17 protein-coding genes and 1 tRNA gene are annotated in these 19,433 nt (G+C 72.7%); 14 read left to right on the top strand and 4 right to left on the bottom strand.

Annotated features, from left to right (window positions below):
- The first annotated feature begins 82 nt into the window (after window positions 1-82).
- Both obgE and proB read left to right on the top strand, forming a co-directional pair.
- Window positions 83-1,726 carry a GTPase ObgE gene (gene obgE, locus Aeryth_RS11975; protein WP_083516421.1) on the top strand — a complete coding sequence of 548 codons (1,644 nt, stop codon included), beginning with the start codon at window positions 83-85 and terminating at the stop codon, window positions 1,724-1,726.
- A complete protein-coding gene (proB, locus tag Aeryth_RS11970; protein WP_067858955.1) occupies window positions 1,723-2,823 on the top strand; it encodes a glutamate 5-kinase in 1,101 nt (366 codons plus the stop codon). Before obgE ends, proB begins: the two co-directional genes overlap by 4 nt.
- 70 nt (window positions 2,824-2,893) lie before the next feature.
- Here the strand turns inward: proB and Aeryth_RS11965 are convergent, their stop codons facing one another.
- Window positions 2,894-4,111 carry an endonuclease/exonuclease/phosphatase family protein gene (locus Aeryth_RS11965; RefSeq protein ID WP_067858953.1) on the bottom strand — a complete coding sequence of 406 codons (1,218 nt, stop codon included), beginning with the start codon at window positions 4,109-4,111 and terminating at the stop codon, window positions 2,894-2,896.
- Window positions 4,112-4,255: 144 nt separating this feature from the next.
- Here Aeryth_RS11965 and Aeryth_RS11960 point away from each other — a divergent pair, with 144 nt between their 5' ends.
- The 6 genes from Aeryth_RS11960 to Aeryth_RS11940 all read left to right on the top strand — a co-directional run bounded on the left by Aeryth_RS11960 (window position 4,256) and on the right by Aeryth_RS11940 (window position 7,515).
- Window positions 4,256-5,503: a glutamate-5-semialdehyde dehydrogenase gene (locus Aeryth_RS11960; RefSeq protein WP_202967667.1), complete on the top strand. Its 1,248-nt coding sequence runs from the start codon at window positions 4,256-4,258 to the stop codon at window positions 5,501-5,503.
- 47 nt (window positions 5,504-5,550) lie between these two features.
- On the top strand, window positions 5,551-5,700 hold the full coding sequence (locus tag Aeryth_RS18340) for a hypothetical protein (RefSeq protein ID WP_236749731.1): 150 nt from the start codon (window positions 5,551-5,553) through the stop codon (window positions 5,698-5,700).
- 29 nt (window positions 5,701-5,729) lie between these two features.
- The gene (gene nadD, locus Aeryth_RS11955) at window positions 5,730-6,368 is read left to right on the top strand and encodes a nicotinate-nucleotide adenylyltransferase (protein WP_257721377.1); all 639 of its coding nucleotides are present in this window, start codon (window positions 5,730-5,732) and stop codon (window positions 6,366-6,368) included.
- Complete coding sequence (gene rsfS, locus Aeryth_RS11950) at window positions 6,365-6,724, top strand: ribosome silencing factor (protein WP_067858947.1); 360 nt, start codon at window positions 6,365-6,367, stop codon at window positions 6,722-6,724. The genes nadD and rsfS overlap by 4 nt, the downstream gene beginning before the upstream one ends.
- Complete coding sequence (locus tag Aeryth_RS11945; RefSeq protein WP_067858944.1) at window positions 6,721-7,365, top strand: histidine phosphatase family protein; 645 nt, start codon at window positions 6,721-6,723, stop codon at window positions 7,363-7,365. The genes rsfS and Aeryth_RS11945 overlap by 4 nt, the downstream gene beginning before the upstream one ends.
- Window positions 7,366-7,442: 77 nt before the next feature.
- Window positions 7,443-7,515, top strand: a tRNA-Ala gene (locus tag Aeryth_RS11940).
- 156 nt (window positions 7,516-7,671) lie between these two features.
- On the opposite strand, the gene Aeryth_RS11935 is transcribed toward Aeryth_RS11940, so the two are convergent.
- Both Aeryth_RS11935 and Aeryth_RS11930 read right to left on the bottom strand, forming a co-directional pair.
- The gene (locus Aeryth_RS11935) at window positions 7,672-11,481 is read right to left on the bottom strand and encodes an HtaA domain-containing protein (protein WP_067858942.1); all 3,810 of its coding nucleotides are present in this window, start codon (window positions 11,479-11,481) and stop codon (window positions 7,672-7,674) included.
- A 92-nt stretch (window positions 11,482-11,573) separates the two neighbouring features.
- Window positions 11,574-12,050 carry a neocarzinostatin apoprotein domain-containing protein gene (locus Aeryth_RS11930; RefSeq protein ID WP_067858939.1) on the bottom strand — a complete coding sequence of 159 codons (477 nt, stop codon included), beginning with the start codon at window positions 12,048-12,050 and terminating at the stop codon, window positions 11,574-11,576.
- A gap of 235 nt (window positions 12,051-12,285) precedes the next feature.
- On the opposite strand from Aeryth_RS11930, the gene Aeryth_RS11925 reads away from it, so the two are divergent.
- Genes Aeryth_RS11925 through Aeryth_RS11910 form a run of 4 tightly spaced genes read left to right on the top strand, consistent with a single transcriptional unit; the run spans window position 12,286 to window position 16,092 of the window.
- A complete protein-coding gene (locus Aeryth_RS11925) occupies window positions 12,286-13,305 on the top strand; it encodes an iron-siderophore ABC transporter substrate-binding protein (RefSeq protein WP_067858935.1) in 1,020 nt (339 codons plus the stop codon).
- Window positions 13,305-14,285: a FecCD family ABC transporter permease gene (locus tag Aeryth_RS11920; RefSeq protein WP_067858932.1), complete on the top strand. Its 981-nt coding sequence runs from the start codon at window positions 13,305-13,307 to the stop codon at window positions 14,283-14,285. The genes Aeryth_RS11925 and Aeryth_RS11920 overlap by 1 nt, the downstream gene beginning before the upstream one ends.
- On the top strand, window positions 14,282-15,298 hold the full coding sequence (locus Aeryth_RS11915) for a FecCD family ABC transporter permease (RefSeq protein ID WP_193786267.1): 1,017 nt from the start codon (window positions 14,282-14,284) through the stop codon (window positions 15,296-15,298). The genes Aeryth_RS11920 and Aeryth_RS11915 overlap by 4 nt, the downstream gene beginning before the upstream one ends.
- A complete protein-coding gene (locus Aeryth_RS11910; RefSeq protein ID WP_067858929.1) occupies window positions 15,295-16,092 on the top strand; it encodes an ABC transporter ATP-binding protein in 798 nt (265 codons plus the stop codon). The genes Aeryth_RS11915 and Aeryth_RS11910 overlap by 4 nt, the downstream gene beginning before the upstream one ends.
- Here Aeryth_RS11910 and Aeryth_RS11905 read toward each other — a convergent pair.
- Window positions 16,046-16,540, bottom strand: a complete 495-nt coding sequence (locus Aeryth_RS11905; RefSeq protein ID WP_067858926.1) for a GbsR/MarR family transcriptional regulator — start codon at window positions 16,538-16,540, stop codon at window positions 16,046-16,048. The two genes, Aeryth_RS11910 and Aeryth_RS11905, sit on opposite strands and share 47 nt — an antisense overlap.
- A 127-nt stretch (window positions 16,541-16,667) precedes the next feature.
- Here Aeryth_RS11905 and Aeryth_RS11900 point away from each other — a divergent pair, with 127 nt between their 5' ends.
- Together Aeryth_RS11900 and katG are read left to right on the top strand one after the other, a co-directional pair.
- Window positions 16,668-17,132 (top strand): Fur family transcriptional regulator, encoded by a 465-nt coding sequence (locus Aeryth_RS11900; RefSeq protein ID WP_067858923.1) that lies wholly within the window; start codon window positions 16,668-16,670, stop codon window positions 17,130-17,132.
- An 80-nt stretch (window positions 17,133-17,212) separates the two neighbouring features.
- Window positions 17,213-19,405, top strand: a complete 2,193-nt coding sequence (gene katG, locus Aeryth_RS11895) for a catalase/peroxidase HPI (RefSeq protein ID WP_067861705.1) — start codon at window positions 17,213-17,215, stop codon at window positions 19,403-19,405.
- Window positions 19,406-19,433 lie beyond the last annotated feature (28 nt).

The raw sequence follows: 19,433 nt of genomic DNA, 5'->3' as shown, positions 1-19,433 counted from the left end.
CGGCAGAACATCCGTCGAAGGGGTGGTCCGCGCATGCGGGCCACCCCTTCGACGTCCCCACACCACCCCAGGAGCACCTGACATGGCCGTCCCCACCTTCGTCGACCGCGTGACCCTCCAGGTCGTCGCCGGCAACGGCGGCCACGGCGTCGCGTCGGTGCACCGCGAGAAGTTCAAGCCGCTCGGCGGCCCCGACGGCGGCAACGGCGGGCACGGCGGCGACGTCGTGCTCCGCGTGGCGGCCGACGTGACGACGCTCGTCGACTACCACCACGAGCCGCGCCGCAAGGCCGGCAACGGTGCGCCCGGCGGCGGCAGCAACAAGAGCGGCGCCCACGGCGAGGACCTCGTGCTCAAGGTGCCCGACGGCACGGTGGTGCGCTCGGGCGGCCCGCACGGCACCGGCGAGGTCCTGGCCGACCTCGTGGGCGTCGGAACGGAGGTCGTGATCGCCGCGGGCGGCCGCGGTGGCCTCGGCAACGCCGCGCTCGCGTCGAGCAAGCGCAAGGCCCCCGGCTTCGCGCTGAAGGGCGAGCCCGGCCAGGAGCGCACGATCGTGCTCGAGCTGAAGGTCGTGGCCGACATCGGTCTCGTCGGGTTCCCGAGCGCCGGCAAGTCGAGCCTCATCGCCGCGCTGTCGCGTGCCCGCCCGAAGATCGCCGACTACCCGTTCACCACCCTCGTGCCCAACCTCGGTGTCGTCACCGCGGGGTCCACGACCTTCACGGTCGCCGACGTGCCCGGTCTCATCGAGGGTGCGAGCGAGGGTCGGGGTCTCGGTCACGACTTCCTGCGCCACGTCGAGCGGTGCGCCGCGCTCGTGCACGTCGTCGACTGCGCGACGGTCGAGCCCGGGCGCGACCCGCTGACCGACCTCGACGTCATCGAGGCCGAGCTGCGCGCGTACGCCGAGGCGTTGCCCGAGGGTGCGACCGGAAAGGACCTGCTCGAGCGGCCGCGCCTGGTGGCCCTGAACAAGACCGACGTGCCCGACGCCGCGCAGATCGCCGAGTTCGTGCGGAGTGACCTCGAGGAGCGCGGCTACGACGTGTACGACGTGTCGGCGGCGAGCCACCAGGGACTGCGCGAGCTGTCCTTCGCCATGGCGCAGATCGTCGCGCGGCGTCGCGCGGAGACGCCCACGCAGGAGATCACCCGCATCGTGCTGCGTCCGCAGGCCGCGGCAGGGGTCGGCGCGGAGTTCACGGTCGACCAGCGTCGGGGCCCCGACGGCCAGCGCCAGTGGATCGTGCGCGGCGCGAAGCTCACCCGCTGGGTCGGCCAGACCGACTTCAGCAACGACGAGGCCGTCGGCTTCCTCGCCGACCGGCTCGCGCGGCTCGGCGTCGAGGAGGCGCTCGCCAAGCAGGGTGCCGAGCCGGGCGACGACGTCGTCATCGGTGGCACCGCCGACCAGGGCTGGGAGGACGCGGTCGTCTTCGACTTCGACCCGACCATCCAGGCCGGTGCCGAGATGCTCGGCCGTCGTGGCGAGGACCAGCGCCTCGACCGCGACGACCGTCGCACCAACGTCGAGCGACGCGAGCAGCTCGCGGCCAAGCGGGCCTACGAGGCCGAGGCGCGCGAGGCGCGTGCGCGGGGCGAGGAGCCCAGCGCGGCGCCCGACTGGACCTTCGAGGACGACGACGACCTGCTCGACCTCGACGACGGGCCGGAGTCCGGCGAGGACAGCCCCGCCGACGTCACGGCGGACGACCGGTCGTGAGTGCGCGGCGCGTCGTCGTCAAGGTCGGCTCGTCGTCGCTGACCTCGGCGGCGGGGCACCTCGACCCGGAGAAGGTCGGCCACGTCGTCGACGCCCTCGCCGCGGCACGCCGCCGTGGCGACGAGGTCGTGCTGGTGAGCTCGGGTGCGATCGCCGCGGGACTGGGCCCGCTCGGTCTGACGACGCGCCCGCGTGACCTGCCGACCCAGCAGGCGGCCGCCAGCGTCGGCCAGGGCGCGCTCGTGGCGCACTACTCCGAGCGGTTCGCGGCGCACGGGATCACCGTCGGGCAGGTGCTGCTGACCGTCGAGGACGTCACGCGGCGCAGCCACTACCGCAACGCGCACCAGACGTTCGCGCGCCTGCACGAGCTCGGCGTGCTGCCCGTCGTCAACGAGAACGACACCGTGGCCACGAGCGAGATCCGCTTCGGCGACAACGACCGGCTGGCCGCGCTCGTCGCCCACCTGGTGCACGCCGACCTGCTGGTGCTGCTGTCCGACGTCGACGGGCTCTACACGGGGCACCCGTCGCTGCCGGAGTCGCGGCCGATCACCGACGTGCACGGCCCGGACGACCTCGACGACGTCGACGTCGCGCGCGTGGGCTCGAAGGTGGGCACCGGCGGCATGGTGACGAAGGTCGAGGCGGCACGGATCGCGACGGGCGCCGGGATCCCCGTGGTGCTCGCCCGCGCCGACCACGCGCGCGCCGCCGTGCTGGGCGAGCAGGTGGGCACGCGGTTCCACCCGACCGGCCGGCGTCGGCCGACCCGTCTGCTGTGGCTCGAGCACGCCAGTGAGACCAAGGGCCGGCTGCTCGTCGACGACGGCGCGGTCCGGGCGCTCACCGTGCGCAAGGCGTCGCTCCTCGCGGCGGGCATCGTCGGCGTGGAGGGTGAGTTCGGAGCGGGGGAGCCGGTCGACGTCGTGGCGCCCGACGGCACCGTGGTCGCGCGCGGCCTCGTCACCTACGACAGTGCCGAGCTCCCGACGCTCCTCGGGCGCAGCACACCCGACCTCGCGGCCGACCTCGGCGCCGACTACGAGCGCGAGGTCGTCCACCGCGACGACCTCGTCGTCCTGCACCCCCACTGACCGCCCCCCACCCCGCTGAGTGTGACGTTCGCGGGGCTCAGCGGGCTCTTCCGGCCCGCAAACGTCACACTCAGCGGGGAGGGTGGCGCAGGTCGACCCAGACGAGCCGGTGGTCGGAGGCCGGGAACGGGTAGGTGCCGGTGAGGCGCGAGAGCGGATCGGCCTGCACCGGCCAGAAGACCCGCGCGTCGCGGATGTCCAGGTCGGCGCTCGGGAGCACGTAGTCGGCGCGGATGTTGCCCGGCGGCTCGGAGAAGTCGGCGGTGTCGAACTGCGGGTCGCCCCGGTGGGAGAGGTTGGCGCCGCCCTGCAGACGCGCCGCCTCTACCGCACCGTCGCTCGACGGGGTCAGCGACGTGTTCACCCGGCGCAGGTCGAGGAGCTGGTGGGTGGCACCCGGCAGCGAGTCGCCGTCGACGGGGTCGGAGTTCAGGTCGCCCGCGATCACGAACGACGCACCGCGCTGCAGTCCGCCGGGACGGCCGCGGTCGTCCCTGATCCACCGAGCCTCCCGGGCGGGGCCGGTGTAGTCGGCCCAGAAGCGGATCTCGTCGGCGTTGCGGCGACCGTTGCGGTCCTCGGGCCCGTCGAAGACCGGCGGGGTCGGGTGGCTGACGAGGAGGTGGACGGAGCGTCGCCCGACCTTCACGGGCACGTCCCAGTGCGACTTGCTCGAGAGGCGCAGGACGTCGACCGCCTCGGGGGAGTAGTAGCCCTCCGGCATGCGGTTGCCGGGCATGTCCTTCCACAGCAGCTTCTGGAAGGTGCGGACGTGCTTCTCGTCGATCGGGTAACGGCTGAGCACCGCCATGCCGTACTGGCCGGGGAACGCGCCGAAGCCGTAGGCGTCGTCGGGACCGTCGGTGCGACCGTCGCCGTTGAGGTCGAGGCCGGTGGGCACGCCCGTGTTGACCGGTGCCGTGAACGTGTACCGGTAGCGGATCGGGTCGGCGCCCTGCTGCCCGCGCTCGAGGTAGTTCCGCTGGAAGAGGCGCAGCGCCTCCGGGTCGTGATCGAGCTCCTGCAGCACGAGCACGTCGGGGCGGGTGCGCTGGACGATCTCCGCGACGGCGCGCGCCTGCGCGTTCGACGGTGTCGACAGGTCGCGGCGCAGGTCGCCCGCAGCCGGCCGGTTCAGCGACGCGTTGAACGTCGCGAACCGGACGGTCGGCTCCACGCGACCGCGCTCGTCGCGCGCGTCGGCGGGCGAGGAGGTGGTGGGCACGGCCAGGACCGTACCGACCAGGACGAGTGCGAGCGCGGCGACGAGCCGATTCCCCCGAATCATGGGATCAGTGTGCACGTTCCCGGTGAACGCCAGGTGACCCCCGAACCCCGCTGAGCGTGACTTTAGCGGGCTCCTTCCCGTAGAGACGGCCCGCGAACGTCACGCTCAGCGGGAGGGTGGGAGAGCACGCACTAGGCTTCAGCCGTGAAGGATCAGGTGCACGAGCTCGCCCGCCGGGCCCGCACGGCGGCACGGTCGCTGGCGCTGGCGTCGCGGGCGCAGAAGGATGCGGCCCTGCTGGCCACGGCCGACGCCCTGGAGGCGGCGACCGAGCGCGTCGTCGCGGCCAACGCGCTCGACGTCGAGGCCGCGCGTGCCGAGGGCACGCCCGAGAACGTCGTCGACCGGCTGCTGCTCGACCCCGACCGCGTGGCCGCGTTCGCCCAGGGCGTGCGCGACGTCGCCGCACTGCCCGACCCGGTCGGCGAGGTCGTCCGCGGCTCGACGCTGCCCAACGGCCTGCGCCTGGAGCAGGTCCGCGTGCCCATGGGCGTCATCGGCATGATCTACGAGGGGCGGCCCAACGTCACCGCCGACGCCGCCGCCATCTGCCTGAAGGCCGGGAGCGCGTCGCTGCTGCGCGGGTCGCGCTCGGCGGCGCGGTCCAACGCGGCCATCGTCGACGTCATGCGCGAGGCCATCGCCGCCGCCGGGCTCCCCGCCGACGTCGTGCAGGCCGTGCCCGCCGACGACCGCAGCAGCGCGACGCACCTGATGCAGGCTCGTGGTCTCGTCGACCTCGTGATCCCGCGCGGCGGCGAGGGCCTCATCCGCACGGTCGTGGAGCAGTCGACCGTGCCCGTCATCGAGACCGGCACGGGCAACGTGCACGTCTACGTCGACGCCGACGCCGACCTCGACATGGCGCTCGACGTCGTCCTCAACGCCAAGACCCACCGCACGAGCGTGTGCAACGCGGCGGAGTCGCTGCTCGTGCACCGCGACGTCGCCGAGGACTTCCTGCCGCGGGTGACGAAGGCGCTGCAGGCGGCCGGGGTCACGATCCACGGCGACGCCTCCTTCGCCGCGGTCGCCCCCGGCGTGCTCGAGGCCTCCGACCACGACTGGGCCACCGAGTACCTCTCGCTCGACATCGCCGCGAAGGTGGTGGACTCCCTCGAGGACGCCGTCGAGCACATCCGCACCTGGTCCTCGGGCCACACCGAGGCGATCGTCACCCGCTCGATCGACGCGGCGCGACGGTTCACGCTCGGCGTCGACTCGGCGGCCGTCATGGTGAACGCGTCGACGCGCTTCACCGACGGTGGGGAGTTCGGGTTCGGTGCGGAGATCGGCATCTCCACGCAGAAGCTGCACGCGCGCGGACCGATGGGGCTGCCGGAGATGACCACGACGACGTACGTGGTCACGGGCGACGGGCACGTGCGCTGACGCACGCCGGATCGTCGGGCTCGCGGGCACGCTGGTAGATTGCGGCCATGCTCGAGATCCTGGCCGCCATGGAGGAGTCCGGAGAAGAAGGAAGCTTCCTCTTCACGGCGATGCTCATCGGAGGTACCGCCCTGGGCATCCTCCTGGTCCTGCTCATCGCGCTGCTGGCCTTCGGCAAGGGCCGCGAGCACTCCTGAGCACGACCCACGGGCCCCAGGTCGTCGACGTGGCCCCCGAGCACGCACCGATCCGCCGACGTCGCGTCGGCGTCATGGGTGGCACGTTCGACCCCATCCACCACGGGCACCTCGTCGCCGCGAGCGAGGTGCAGTCGTGGTTCGACCTCGACGAGGTCGTCTTCGTCCCCACCGGGCGCCCGTGGCAGAAGGCCGACCGTGAGGTCTCGCCGGCCGAGCACCGCTACCTGATGACGGTGATCGCGACGGCGGCGAACCCGCGCTTCGAGGTGAGCCGGGTCGACATCGACCGCGACGGACTCACCTACACGATCGACACGCTGCGCGAGCTGGCCGCGGCCATGCCCGACGCCGACCTGTACTTCATCACCGGTGCCGACGCGATGGCCGCGATCCTGACGTGGCGCGACCACGACGAGCTGTTCGAGCTCGCCCACTTCGTCGGCTGTACGCGTCCCGGGCACGAGATGGACGAGCAGACGCTCGCCGGTCTGCCGGCCGAGCGGATCACGCTGGTCGAGATCCCGGCCCTCGCGATCTCCTCGACCGACTGCCGTGGACGCGTCGCGTCGGGTGAGCCGGTCTGGTACCTCGTCCCCGACGGCGTCGTGCAGTACATCGCGAAGCACCGTCTCTACTCCGCCTCCGACTCCGAGGACCCCTCATGACCGCAACCGACCGTGCCGTCGAGCTGACCCGGGTGGCTGCCGCTGCCGCGGACGAGAAGCTGGCGACGGAGATCATCGCCTTCGACGTCTCCGAGCAGCTGTTCATCACCGACGTGTTCCTGCTGTGCAGCGCCGCGAACCAGCCGCAGGCCCGTGCCATCAAGGACGCGGTCGAGGAGAAGCTGCTGGAGCAGGGCGCGAAGCCGGTGCGCCGCGAGGGCGACCGCGAGGGTCGTTGGATCCTGCTCGACTTCACCGACGTCGTGGTGCACGTGCAGCACACCGAGGAGCGCGCGTTCTACGCCCTCGAGCGGCTGTGGAGCGACTGCCCGACGATCGACCTCGAGCTCGCGTGACCCGCCGGGTCGTCCTGTGGCGCCACGGGCGCACGGAGTGGAACGTCGCCGGTCGGGTGCAGGGCCAGACGGACACGGCGCTCGACGAGGTCGGAGTCCGGCAGGCCGCGGCTGCGGCTGCACGCCTCGCGTCGCTGCGGCCGGTGCGGATCCTCAGCTCGGACCTGCAGCGTGCTCGGCACACGGCCGAGGAGCTGTCGCGGCTGACTGGGGTGCCGGTGGAGCTCGACGAGCGGCTGCGCGAGATGAACTTCGGCGAGCGCGAGGGCCTGACGTGGAAGGAGTCGTGGGAGCGCTTCCCCGACCTGATGAAGGCCATGCTGGAGGACCGCGAGGAGCGGTTCCCGGGCGCGGAGCTGCACGCGGAGGCGGGCGCCCGCCTGTCGGCCGCCGTGACGGAGGCGCTGGAGACGCTCGAGGACGAGCAGACGCTGGTGGTCGTGGCGCACGGCGCCGTGCTGCGCGTGGGCGTGTGCACGTTCCTGGGGTTCCCGGAGGCCACCTGGCGCACGTTCGCGGGATTGTCGAACTGCTCGTGGATCGCGTTGGAGCAGATCTCGCCGGAGCATGACACCCGGTGGCGGCTCACCGAGTGGAACGCGGGCACGCTGCCCGAGCCGGTGATGTCGGACGACGGGTGACCCCCGGTGTTTACCCGCCCAGGGGGAGGGTCTAGAGTTCTTACTCGGTGATCGACGAGTGCGAGAACCACCCGCGAGGGGCATTGGCGCAGTTGGTAGCGCGCTTCCATGGCATGGAAGAGGTCAGGAGTTCGAATCTCCTATGCTCCACTCGGACCAAGAAGAGCCCCCAGTCCATGAGACTGGGGGCCTTTCTCGTGGTGTCGGGAGCTTCCTCCGTCGGCGGTAGGTGAGACGCGCGATCTCGGCCCGGTGGGGCGGCTGACCTACCGCTGACCCAGGTTCCGCGCCGCACCTACCGCCCAGTCAGCGCACGCGGAACCCCACCGGCCGGCTCGTCGCCGTCGTGAACGAGGCGGGGTCGCGGGGGGTGAAGGTGGCACGGACGGCGTAGCCGCGGCGGGCGAGGCCCGCCGGGAGGCGGACCGTGGCGCGGCCGCCGCTGGTGCGTGCGGTCGCGACCTTGCGGCTGCCGAGCCGGACGGTGACGGTGCCGACGGGTGTCGTCCCGTTGGACGCGGTGAGCCGCACGCGGACCAGCGCCCGCCTCGACGCGGGGGCTCTCGACGTCTGCGACGCGCGCGAGAGCGACACATGCGCCGCCGTCCGGGCCGGAGCCACGTCGAGCCGGACGGCCCGGGAGACGACCGTGCCGCTCGCGTTGGCGACCCGTACCCGGAAGGTCGCACGCCGGTCGGCGGTGACCACGCGGTCGAGCGTGAGCGTCGGTCCGTCCGCGTCTGCGACGGCCAGCCAGCTCGAGCCGACCTTGCGCTGCCACTGGTACGACAGGTCCTCGCCCGATGCCGTCACCGCGAACCGGGCTTGACGGCCCACCGTGGCGGTCATGGGGCTCGGCTGGGTCAGGATCGTCGGCGGCTCCGCGACCGGCTCGGTGCCGTCGACCTCGAACGCGCCGACGGTGATCGGGGCGGGGGGCTTGTCCGGGTCGGCCGCGCCTCCCGAGCTGTACCAGTACGACGTCAGGCCGGTGCGGGCGTGGAAGTCGACGAACGGCTGGGGCCAGGAGCCCCACGCGTCACCCGTCCGCAGCTGCGCACTCGCACCCGCGGGGACGTCCACCTCGACGCCCGCGTAGTCGGGCTCGACCACGAAGCCGTCCGGGTCGACCTCGACGTCGCGGTAGGTGGCGACGACGACGTCCTCGACGGGCGCGATCGGGGTCTTCTCGCCGGGGTTCTCCTGGGAGGACCCGTAGCCCGAGAGGTCGGCGGTGAGGCGGCCGACGCCCTCGTCGTCGACGGTGAGCACCGGGTCGCTGAGGGTGAACGGCACGAGCCCGCCGTAGAAGTTCACGGTCCAGGCGCCCGACCACGCGATCGTCGCCGACCCGTCCTGCTCCACGCGCCCCCGGCCGTCGTCCAGCGTCACGACCTGACGGGTTCCGGGGTCGGCGTCGACGTGCGCCGCGCGCGTGGCCCAGGAAGCAGGGATGCGCTCCTCGCCGTCGAGCTGCAGCACCGACACGCTGCCGGCCTCGGCCTGGTAGGTGCCCTCGCTGCCGTCGGAGACACCGGCCGAGAAGTAGGACGACCCGCCGAACGGCGGTGCCTTCTGCAGCTCCTGCGAGCCCGACCACTCGAGCCTCGCGCCGCTCACCGTGCCTGCCTGCGACGCGGGCGCCTCGACGGTCAGCGTCGCGGTGCGGGAGTACGTCGTGCCCAGGCTGCTGGTGACCTTGAGCCGGAACTGCGACCCGGTCTGGTCGGCGCTGGTCTCGCGGACCGTGAGGGACGTGTCGCCGACGACGAGGTCGTCGTCGTCCGTGCCCACGGTCGTCCAGAACCCGTCCACGCGACGCTGCCAGGTGCTCGACGTGACCTCGGGGGAGGCGAGCACCTCGGCATCGAGGTTCGCGACGGTGCCCGGACGGGTGCGGACGTCCCGGGGCTGCACGGCGAACCGAGGCGGGTAGGTGACGGTCAGCTGCGCCTCGTCGGAGACGACCGTGCCGGCGTCGTTGACGACCGTGAGGCGGTAGGTGCTCCCGGCGGTGGTGGGTGACGCCGCCACCGTCAGCGAGGAGCCCGCGGCGCCCTCGACGTCGGTGAAGCGGGAGGCGCCGACGGCTCGTCGCTGCCACTGCACGCTCGAGGCGCCGGATACCTCGGCGCGGAAGGTGACGTCACGCGCGGTCTCGTCGGCGCCGAGCCGGACCGACACGTCCTGCGGCTGCGCGTCGACCGTCGGGGTGATTCCGCCGAACGCGAGCCGTGCGTAGCCGAAGCCGTCCTTCTTGAGCGGAACGTAGAGCGAGCCGTCGGGACCCACCTTGAGGAGGGCGCGTCCGAAGGAGTAGGTCGCGTAGTCGGGCACGCGGTAGCCCACGGTCGACCCGTCGCGACGCACGAGCTGGACGGCCTCGCCGTCGGTGTCGGCGTTGTCCGTCGCCCAGAGCAGGTCGCGGCCGGCGTCGTAGACCATCGATGCCGCGAACACCGAGTAGCCGTAGTCCGGGTAGACGTCGGGGCCGCGGAAGGGCTCGCGGGCCGTGGCGACGCCGTCGACGAGGTCGACGCGCACGTAGTCCTCGATCGACTGGCCCGACCCGTGCAGCAGCACCGAGCCGTCCGGGCCGGGCGTGGCCGACGTGTAGCCGTAGTAGGTGCCGAACACCGTGCTCGTGTGGCGCGTCCCCGGGACGGGCGTGACCGCGACGGTGTCGCCGGAGGGGCGCAGGTGCAGGGCCGGCAGGTAGCGGACCTCGTCGTCGACGTACCCGTACCCGGTCCCGGTGGCCAGCACGTAGGAGCCGTCGCCCAGCGCCGCGAGATCGGGGTCGGTGTCCATCTCGCCGCTCGTGAACGGTCCCGCGTACTCGATGGCGCCCGCGTACTCGCCGGTCGTGGGCAACGTCATCGTGCCCGCGGACCGGGTCCAGCCGTCGCCCGCACGGCTGAAGCGGAAGAGGGTGACCTTGCCGGCCAGGTCGGTCGCCTCCGGGTCGTCGGAGAGGACGGCGAGCTCCTGGGCCACCGGGTTCCACGCCAGCGAGCCGACGCCGGGGACCTGGGTGTTCCCCTCGTCGTCCGTGCGGCCGTCGTGCAGACGGCCGACGACGGCGGACGTGAACGTGCCGGTCCCGCGGTCGAACGTGAGGGACCGCACGGTCGTCCGGACGGCAGGGTCGCCGTCGCGGCTCGTCACGTAGAACAGCGTGTCGGTGGCGGGGTCGATCGCGGTGCGCAGGTAGCGACCCGTGTAGACCTCCTCCGGGGCGACGGGCTGCTCGAACGGCCGGCCCACCGGCGTCATCGTCTGGGCGTCGAGCGCACGGACGACGAGCGTGTCGCCGATCTCGGGCGCGATCTCGGCGACGTAGACGACGTCGCCGCGCGGGGAGACCTCCAAGGCCCGGCTGGCGGAGCCGAGGCCGGACGTCGTGCTCACCGACATCCAGCGGCCGTCCTCGCGCAGCGCCGGAACGCCGGGACGGTCGAAGCGCTCGGTGAGGTCGGGCTTGCCGCCGTCGCCGGCGTACTCGATCGAGACGGGGTCGAGGGTCGTGCCCTGGCCGTAGATGGAGAAGCCCGGGCCGGCGACGGCGGGGACGTCGGTCCAGGTGGTGGTGCCGGACGCGGTGGTCGGGGCGACGTCGGTCACGTCGAGCTGGGCCAGGACGACGTCGACGTCGTGGTGCAGCTCGCCCCCGGGGTCGTCGCGCGTGTAGCCGGTGTGGGTGCCGCGGATCTCCTGGACCGTGGGACTGATCGTCACGGTGAGATCGGAGTACGTCGTGTCGAGGGCCCACTTGCCCGGCTGGACCTGGCCGTACCAGCTGCGGAAGTGGACCGACCCGGCGAGGTCGAGCGTGGTGGTGCGGGTCTCGGGGTCGTAGCTGCCGGACTCGACCGGGAACCGGAAGGCGACGGGCGTGGTGCCCTTCCACGCGGTGACGGTCGCGCCGTCCCCGGCCTCGGACCCGTCGCCGATGTAGGAGCGCCAGGAGTCCTTCAGGCCCCAGACGACGGAGCCGGAGGTGATCGTGCTGGACGACCCCGCCGCGGCCGCGGGGGCCGTGGTCGGCAGCGCGACGAGCAGCCCGGCGAGGAGCGCCGTCAGGGCGACGTGGGGGAGGAGGCGGACGGGAGCCATGACGGTCCTTCGAGAGGGGGAGGGGGAGGGGGAGGGGAGGAGGGGCGAGCGCGACGGGGACGCGGACGTCGGTCCGCGCCCCCGTCCGGGGCTCACTGGAAGGTGATGTTGGCCTGCGCCTCGACGGTCGAGGACGTGCCGTTGTGCGAGGTGATCGTCACGGCGCACTGGTCGTTGGCCGCGCTGCCCTTGCAGGTGAACGACGCGGGCTGTCCCGCGCCGGCCACCGGGATGCCGTAGTGGGCGTTGGAGTTGACCTTCTTCGCGGTGTAGCTGACGGAGATGTTGCCGTTCGCGTCGGCCGTCGTCTCCACGCCGGACGAGCACGCGGGGACGCCGAGGATCCCGTACGACTTCGTCGAGCAGGTGCCGACCTTGTAGGTCCCGTTGGCGGTGTAGCCGGAGCCGGTGACGGTGACGACGGAGCCGCTGGCGCTCGACGACAGGCCCGTGCTCGGCGTGACGGAGATGGTGCCGGCCGCGTGCGCCACGGTCGGCGCGGCGAGGGTCACCGCCGCAGCGGCGAGACCCAGGGCGAGGGGGAGGCGGCGGGGGAGGGAGGTGCTCATCGTGCTCCTTCGGTAAGGTTAGGCTGTCCTAACGGCTCGTACCGTAGAGGCGTCGGGGCCGAGTGCGCAAGACCTGGTCCCTCGGCACCAGGGGGCGGCGATGCCGAGGTGGCGGTCGTCGGCCGAACGCGTGTCCCACGTCGCACCGCTGAGTGTTTCATAAAATTTGAACATCAACTAAGGTCCACCTGAGTGATCAGTGGCGCGTCGTGCCGCCCGTCGACCAGGAGGTCCCATGTCGTCCGTCCGTCCCGTGCTCACGAGCGTCGTGGGAGCGCTGTGCGCCGCCCTGCTGCTGTCCGCCTGCGGAGGGTCGTCCACGGCCGAGGACTCCGCCTCGAGCGACTTCGAGACCGTCCGGATCACGCACGCGCTGGGCACGGCCGAGATCACCGAGAAGCCGGAGCGGGTCGTCACCCTCGGCCAGGGGTCGGCCGAGACGGCCATCGCGCTCGGCGTCACCCCGGTCGGCATCGAGTCCTACCCCTGGGGTGCCGACGACACCGGCTACCTGCCGTGGATCCACGAGGCCGTCACCGAGCGCGGCGACGAGCTGCCGCAGCAGTTCACCGGAGGCACCGAGCTCGACATCGAGGCGATCCTCGAGCTCGAGCCCGACCTCATCCTGGCCCCGTGGTCGGGCGTGACGCAGGAGCAGTACGACCTGCTCAGCGACATCGCCCCCACCGTCGCCTACGAGAAGGAGCCGTGGGTCATCACCTGGGAGGACCAGATCGCGACGATCGGCCGCTCGCTGGGCGAGGAGAAGGCCGCCGCCGGACTCGTCGACGACATCGAGGAGCAGTTCGCCTCCGCCGCCGACCCGAGGTACGAGGGCCGCACGTTCTCCTTCATCTACACGAACGGACCGGGCACGCTCGGCGTGTTCTACCCCGGCGAGCAGCGGGTGACGTTCGTCTCGGCGCTCGGCCTCGAGCCCGCGCTGAGCGAGAAGGAGCTGAAGGACTGGGAGGAGCCGGGCACCGACTCCGCGCTCATCGGCCTCGAGAACGCCGACATGCTCGACGACTCCGACCTAGTCTTCACCTTCTACGCCGACGAGAAGAGCCGCAAGGAGACCGAGTCCCAGCCGCTGTACGCCGGGATCCCCGCGGTGGAGAAGGGTGCGCTCGTCGCGCCCACGGACCAGTCCTTCGTGACGGCGTCCTCGATCATCACGCCGCTGACCGTGCCCTGGGCGCTCGAGCGCTACCGGCCGATCATCGACCGAGCCCTGGCGCGGGCCGACGCGTGATGCGTCGAGGGGCTCTGCTCCTCGGCCTGGTCGTCGTCCTCGCGTGCACCGCGGCGCTCAGCGTCGTGCTCGGGGTGCGCGCCAACGAGGTGTCGGACGTCTGGGACGTGCTCACCGGTCGCGGCGACGAGTACCTGGGCCGGATCGTCGGGGCCCGGGTGCCGCGGACCGTGGTCGGCGCGGTGGTGGGAGCCGCGCTGGCCACGGCCGGGCTGCTGATCCAGGCGGTGACCCGCAACCCGCTCGCCGAGCCGGGACTGCTCGGCGTCAGCATGGGCGCGTCGGCCGCCATCGTGACCGCCACGGCGTTCCTCGGGCTCGGCACCGGCACGGCGATGGTGTGGGTCGCGATCCCGGGTGCCCTCCTCGCCGTGGCCGTCGTCTACGCCCTGGGGCGGCGTGCCGGCGGTGAGTCGGTCGTCCCGCTGATCCTCGCCGGCGCGGTCGTCAGCGCGGTGCTCGGCGCCTACGTGCAGGCGATGATCCTCACCCGGCCCGACGCGTTCGACTCCTACCGCTTCTGGGTGGTCGGGTCCCTCGCTGGGGTGCGGTGGGAGACGCTGGCCATGGTCGCCCCCGTCATGCTCGTCGGTCTGCTGCTGACGGTGCTGGTCGCGCCCGGCCTGAACACCGTGCAGCTCGGCGACGCCGTCGCGACCTCGCTCGGCGTGCGGGTCGCCTGGGTGCGGCTCGGGGCCCTCGCCGCGGCCACGCTGCTCGCGGCGGCGGCCACGGCGGCGGCCGGGCCGATCGTCTTCGTCGGCCTGGCGGTCCCGCACGTCGTGCGGGCGCTCGTCGCCTCCGACCTGCGGTGGCAGGTGCCCGTGGCCCTGCTGCTGGGGGCCACGCTGCTCGTGGGCTCCGACGTGCTGGCCAGGGTCGTGGCGCGACCCACCGAGCTCATGGTCGGTGTCGTCACCGCGTTCCTCGGCGCGCCGTTCCTGCTCGCGGCCGTGCGACGGACGAGGGTCGCCGCGTGAGCGCGACCGTGCGGCGGGTGGTCGTGCCCGTGCGTCGCCGCACCCTGACCGTCTGCCTGGGCATCGTGGCGGTGAGCGTGGTGCTCTCGCTGCTGACGCTGTCGCTCGGCCGGCTGGGCCTGTCCGTGGCGGACCTGCGCGACGCCGTCACCGGCGACCTCGACGCGAGGTCGCGGTTCGTGCTCGAGCGGCTGCGGGGTCCGCGTCTGCTGGTCGCGGTCGGGGTGGGGGTCGCCCTCGGTGTCGCGGGCGCGCTGTTCCAGACGGTGACCCGCAACCCGCTGGGCAGCCCCGACGTCATCGGCCTCGCCGCCGGCGCGGGGGCGGGCGTGGCCGTGACGGTGGTGCTCGGCTCCACCGTGCCCGCCCCTGTCGGAGCGGTGCTGGGAGCCGGCGCGGCGATCGGCGTCGTGTACCTGGCGAACGGCTCGGGCTTCGCGTCGCCGGCGCGGGTCATCGTCACCGGCATCGGCGTGGCAGCCATGTGCACCGCGGTGACGCAGTACGTGGTGGCCGTCGAGATGCGCGACAGCGCGCACGCCCTGGCCGCCTACACGGTCGGTTCGCTGTCGGCCCGCGACCTCGGGCACGCCGCGACCATCGCGGGGGGCCTGCTCCTGCTGCTGCCGTGCGTCGCCGCCCTGCACCACCGGCTGCTCGTCATGGACATGGGCGACGAGCTCTGCGACGCGCTCGGTGCCCGCGCGTCGGCGACCCGGACCTGGGCCATCGTGCTGTCGGTGCTGCTGGCCGCCGTCGCCGTCTCGGTGTCCGGGCCCATCTCGTTCGTCGCGCTGACCGCGCCGCACGTCGCCCGACGCCTCACCGGCGCCGTGGGCCCCAACCTCGTGGCCTCGGCGCTCGTCGGCGTGCTGATCGTGCTCTCCGCCGACGTGGTCGCCCAGCACGTCCCCGCCGCGGAGGGACTGCCCGTCGGGGTCGTCACGATCGGGGTCGGCGGCGCCTACCTCGGCTACCTGCTGCTCGTCCACTGGAGGAACGTCACGACATGAACGAGTCATCCCTGCGTGCCGACGGGATCACCGTGGGCTACGGCGGCGCCCCGGTGCTGCGCGACCTCGACTTCACGGTGAGCCGCGGCCACTTCACGGCCGTCATCGGGCCCAACGGCTGCGGCAAGTCGACGCTGGTCAAGACCCTCGCCCGGACGCTGCGGCCGACCGCGGGCCAGGTCGTGCTCGACGGCGTGCCCCTCGAGCGGCACCGCTCCAAGCACGTCGCCCGACGCATCGGCCTGCTGCCGCAGGAGCCCGTGGTGCCCGACGGCATCACCGTCGAGGAGCTGGTCGCGCGGGGCAGGCACCCGTACCACGCGCCGCTGCGGCAGTGGAGCGAGGGCGACGACGAGGCGATCGCCTCGGCACTGACGGCCACGGGCGTCGAGGCGCTGGCAGGTCGCCGGGTGGCGGACCTCTCAGGAGGGCAGCGCCAGCGCGCCTGGATCGCCATGGTCCTCGCGCAGCAGACCGAGTTCGTCCTGCTCGACGAGCCGACGTCGTTCCTCGACCTCGCGCACCAGCTCGACGTGCTGCACCTGTGCCAGGAGATCCGGGCCGCCGGACGCACCGTCGTGGCGGTGCTGCACGACCTGAACCAGGCGGCCCGCTACGCCGACCGCGTCGTGCTCATGCGCGACGGCGACGTCGTGGCCGAGGGGACGGCGCGCGAGGTCGTGACGAGCGCCCAGGTCGAGGAGGTCTTCGGGGTCCGATGCCGCCTGGTCGAGGACCCCGAGTCGGCTACTCCGCTGATGATCCCGCTGCAGGATCAGCGCGCCCGGCCTTGACCTCCTGCCAACGCTCGTCGAGGCGGACGTCGTCGAGCAGCCACGCCATGTAGTGGTGCATGTGGGTGAGCCGCTCGTGGGCGGGGCTGCCCTCGGGGACGTCGGGCAGCGCGCGGGCGGCGAGGTCGCGCTGGGCCTGCAGGTAGGGCCGCTCGTGCTGCAGGAAGCGGCCCCACACGTCGCGCGCCATGAAGTGGCGGGTCGCGCGCTCGCCGGGACGTCGCTCGTGGTGGAGGAAGCCGGCGTCGGCGAGGCTGCGCGTGGCGTTGGAGACCGACCCCGTGCTCACGTCGAGGTCGGCGGCGATCTGGGCGGCCGTGACGCCGTCGGACTCGTCGAGGAGCAGGTACGCGGCGATCCGTCCCTCGGTGCGCGAGGCGCCCCGCGACGTCCACGCGCGGGCGAAGGACTCGATGAACTCGGCTCGACGAGCGCCGCTGATCGTCATCGGACCAGGGTAGGTGCAGGCGGGGGCGTCGGCTCGTCCGCGCGGGCGAGGAACGGGGACGCGGGCAGCAGGTGAACACCGCGTGTCCTTTCTTGACTCGTTCAAGAAAGCCGGTAGAGTCGAGGTCATGCCGCACCTCGACGTCGCCGAGCTCCTCCGCGGGGTCGGTCTGCGTGTCACCCGTCCACGGGTGGCCGTGCTGGAGGCGCTCGAGCGGCTGCCGCACGCCGACACCGGCGACGTCATCGACGCCGCGCGGCGAGACGTCCCCGACGTCTCGCACCAGGCGGTCTACGACTCGCTGGCCGCGCTCACCGAGGCCGGTCTCGTGCGTCGTATCCAGCCGCACGGCCACACGGCCCGGTACGAGCGGCGCGTCGGCGACAACCACCACCACGTCGTGTGCCGCACCTGCGGCACCATCGCCGACGTCGACTGCGCGACGGGGGAGGCGCCCTGCCTCGTCCCGTCGCAGGACCACGGCTTCGTCATCGACGAGGCCGAGGTCATCTTCTGGGGCACCTGCCCCGCCTGTGCGCGCGCCGGGTCGGCCGAGACCCCGCGCGACCCCCAGACTCCCGCGCCCGCCTGAGGGCAGCGGTCCGCACCGTCCACCCACCTGAGAGGAACATCGTGAGCGAGCACGACAAGCCGAACGCCGAAGTCGGCGAGATGAACGACCCCCTGGAGGCCAAGGGTGCGCCGGAGGGCCAGTGCCCCGTCGCGCACGACAGCCTGCCGTACCCGACGCGCCAGGACGCCAACAAGGTGTGGTGGCCCGAGGGCCTGAACCTCAAGATCCTCGCGAAGAACCCGTCGGTCGCCAACCCGCTCGGCGACGACTTCGACTACGCCGCGGCGTTCGAGTCGCTCGACCTCGCCGAGGTCAAGCGCGACATCGAGCAGGTCCTCACGACCTCGCAGGACTGGTGGCCCGCCGACTTCGGGCACTACGGCGGTCTCATGATCCGCATGGCGTGGCACAGCGCCGGCACCTACCGCGTGCACGACGGCCGCGGCGGCGCGGGCGCCGGTCAGCAGCGCTTCGCCCCGCTGAACAGCTGGCCCGACAACGGCAACCTCGACAAGGCCCGCCGTCTGCTCTGGCCGGTCAAGAAGAAGTACGGCAAGAACCTCTCCTGGGCCGACCTCATCGTGCTCACCGGCAACGTGGCGCTGGAGTCCATGGGCTTTGAGACCTTCGGCTTCGCCGGCGGTCGTGAGGACGTGTGGGAGCCGGACGCCGACGTGTACTGGGGCCCGGAGACCGAGTGGCTCGGCGACGAGCGCTACTCCGGCGACCGTGAGCTCGAGCGCCCCCTCGCCGCCGTCCAGATGGGCCTCATCTACGTCAACCCCGAGGGCCCCAACGGCGAGCCCGACCCGCTGGCCGCGGCCCGCGACATCCGCGAGACGTTCGGCCGCATGGCCATGAACGACGAGGAGACCGTCGCCCTCATCGCCGGCGGCCACACGCTCGGCAAGACCCACGGTGCGGCCGACCCCGAGAAGTACGTCGGCGCCGAGCCCGAGGGCGCGTCGCTGGAGGAGCAGGGCCTGGGCTGGAAGAACTCCTTCGGCGCCGGCCACGGCAACGACACGATCACGTCGGGCCTGGAGGTCACCTGGACGCGCACGCCCGTCCAGTGGTCCAACGACTACTTCGAGCTGCTCTTCGGCTACGAGTGGGAGCTGACCAAGAGCCCCGCCGGCGCCTGGCAGTTCGAGGCCAAGGACGCCGAGGCGATCATCCCCGACGCCCACGGCGGCCCGAACCGCAAGCCGCGCATGCTCGTCACCGACGTGGCGCTGCGCGTCGACCCGGCCTACGAGCAGATCTCGCGCCGCTACAAGGACGACCCGGCCGCGTTCGCCGACGCGTTCGCGCGGGCCTGGTTCAAGCTCACGCACCGCGACATCGGCCCGAAGGACCGCTACCTCGGCCCCGAGGTCCCGGCGGAGACGCTGATCTGGCAGGACCCGCTGCCCGAGGCGACGGGCGCCCCGCTCGACGCCGCGGCGATCGCGGACCTCAAGCAGCGTGTCGCCGACTCCGGCCTGAGCGTGACCGACCTGGTCGGCACCGCGTGGGCGTCGGCCTCGACGTTCCGCAGCAGCGACAAGCGCGGTGGCGCCAACGGTGCACGGGTGCGCCTCGAGCCGCAGGTCGGCTGGGAGGTCAACAACCCGGGCGAGCTGCGTCGTGTCCTCGGCGTGCTCGAGGGCATCCAGGCGGAGTCGGGGACCGACGTCTCCCTCGCCGACCTCATCGTCCTCGCGGGCGGTGTCGGCATCGAGCTGGCCGCGAAGGCGGCCGGTCGCGAGCTGGAGGTGCCGTTCACGCCGGGCCGTGTCGACGCGACCCTCGAGCACACCGACGTCGAGTCCTTCGAGTGGCTCGAGCCGCGGGCCGACGGGTTCCGCAACTACCTCGGCAAGGGCAACCGGCTGCCGGCGGAGCACCTGCTGCTGGACCGCGCGAACCTGCTCGGGGTCAGCGCCCCGCAGCTGACCGCGCTGGTCGGCGGTCTGCGGGTGCTGGGCGCCACGTACGACCGGTCGACGCTCGGTGTCCTCACCGACGCCCCGGGCACGCTCACGAACGACTTCTTCGTGAACCTGCTCGACATGGACGTCACGTGGACCTCGGTCGACCCGGAGGCGGGGATCTACGAGGGCCGCGACGCCGCCGGCGCCGTCCGCTGGACGGGCAGCCGCGCCGACCTGGTCTTCGGCTCGAACTCCGAGCTGCGGGCCGTGGCCGAGGTGTACGCGAGCGACGACGGCGCCGACGCGTTCGTCGAGGAGTTCGTGGGCGCCTGGGTCCAGGTCATGGAGGCCGACCGCTTCGACCTGCACCGCTGACGCACCCTGCACGCACAGGAGGGCCCGG

The organism is Aeromicrobium erythreum (assembly GCF_001509405.1).
Taxonomy (GTDB): Bacteria; Actinomycetota; Actinomycetes; order Propionibacteriales; family Nocardioidaceae; genus Aeromicrobium; species Aeromicrobium erythreum.
The sequence above is the reverse complement of the archived record's forward strand: the minus strand, read 5'-3'. Positions and strand labels throughout refer to the sequence as shown.

Bases quoted from the DNA above. Each gene is read 5' to 3' on its own strand.
- Aeryth_RS18340 (WP_236749731.1), top strand. From the start codon at position 5,551: ATGCTCGAGATCCTGGCCGCCATGGAGGAGTCCGGAGAAGAAGGAAGC.
- Aeryth_RS11900 (WP_067858923.1), top strand. From the start codon at position 16,668: ATGCCGCACCTCGACGTCGCCGAGCTCCTCCGCGGGGTCGGTCTGCGT.
- Aeryth_RS11925 (WP_067858935.1), top strand. From the start codon at position 12,286: ATGTCGTCCGTCCGTCCCGTGCTCACGAGCGTCGTGGGAGCGCTGTGC.
- Aeryth_RS11930 (WP_067858939.1), bottom strand. From the start codon at position 12,050: ATGAGCACCTCCCTCCCCCGCCGCCTCCCCCTCGCCCTGGGTCTCGCC.
- Aeryth_RS11910 (WP_067858929.1), top strand. From the start codon at position 15,295: ATGAACGAGTCATCCCTGCGTGCCGACGGGATCACCGTGGGCTACGGC.
- rsfS (WP_067858947.1), top strand. From the start codon at position 6,365: ATGACCGCAACCGACCGTGCCGTCGAGCTGACCCGGGTGGCTGCCGCT.
- Aeryth_RS11935 (WP_067858942.1), bottom strand. From the start codon at position 11,481: ATGGCTCCCGTCCGCCTCCTCCCCCACGTCGCCCTGACGGCGCTCCTC.
- obgE (WP_083516421.1), top strand. From the start codon at position 83: ATGGCCGTCCCCACCTTCGTCGACCGCGTGACCCTCCAGGTCGTCGCC.
- Aeryth_RS11905 (WP_067858926.1), bottom strand. From the start codon at position 16,540: ATGACGATCAGCGGCGCTCGTCGAGCCGAGTTCATCGAGTCCTTCGCC.
- katG (WP_067861705.1), top strand. From the start codon at position 17,213: ATGAACGACCCCCTGGAGGCCAAGGGTGCGCCGGAGGGCCAGTGCCCC.
- Aeryth_RS11920 (WP_067858932.1), top strand. From the start codon at position 13,305: ATGCGTCGAGGGGCTCTGCTCCTCGGCCTGGTCGTCGTCCTCGCGTGC.
- Aeryth_RS11965 (WP_067858953.1), bottom strand. From the start codon at position 4,111: ATGATTCGGGGGAATCGGCTCGTCGCCGCGCTCGCACTCGTCCTGGTC.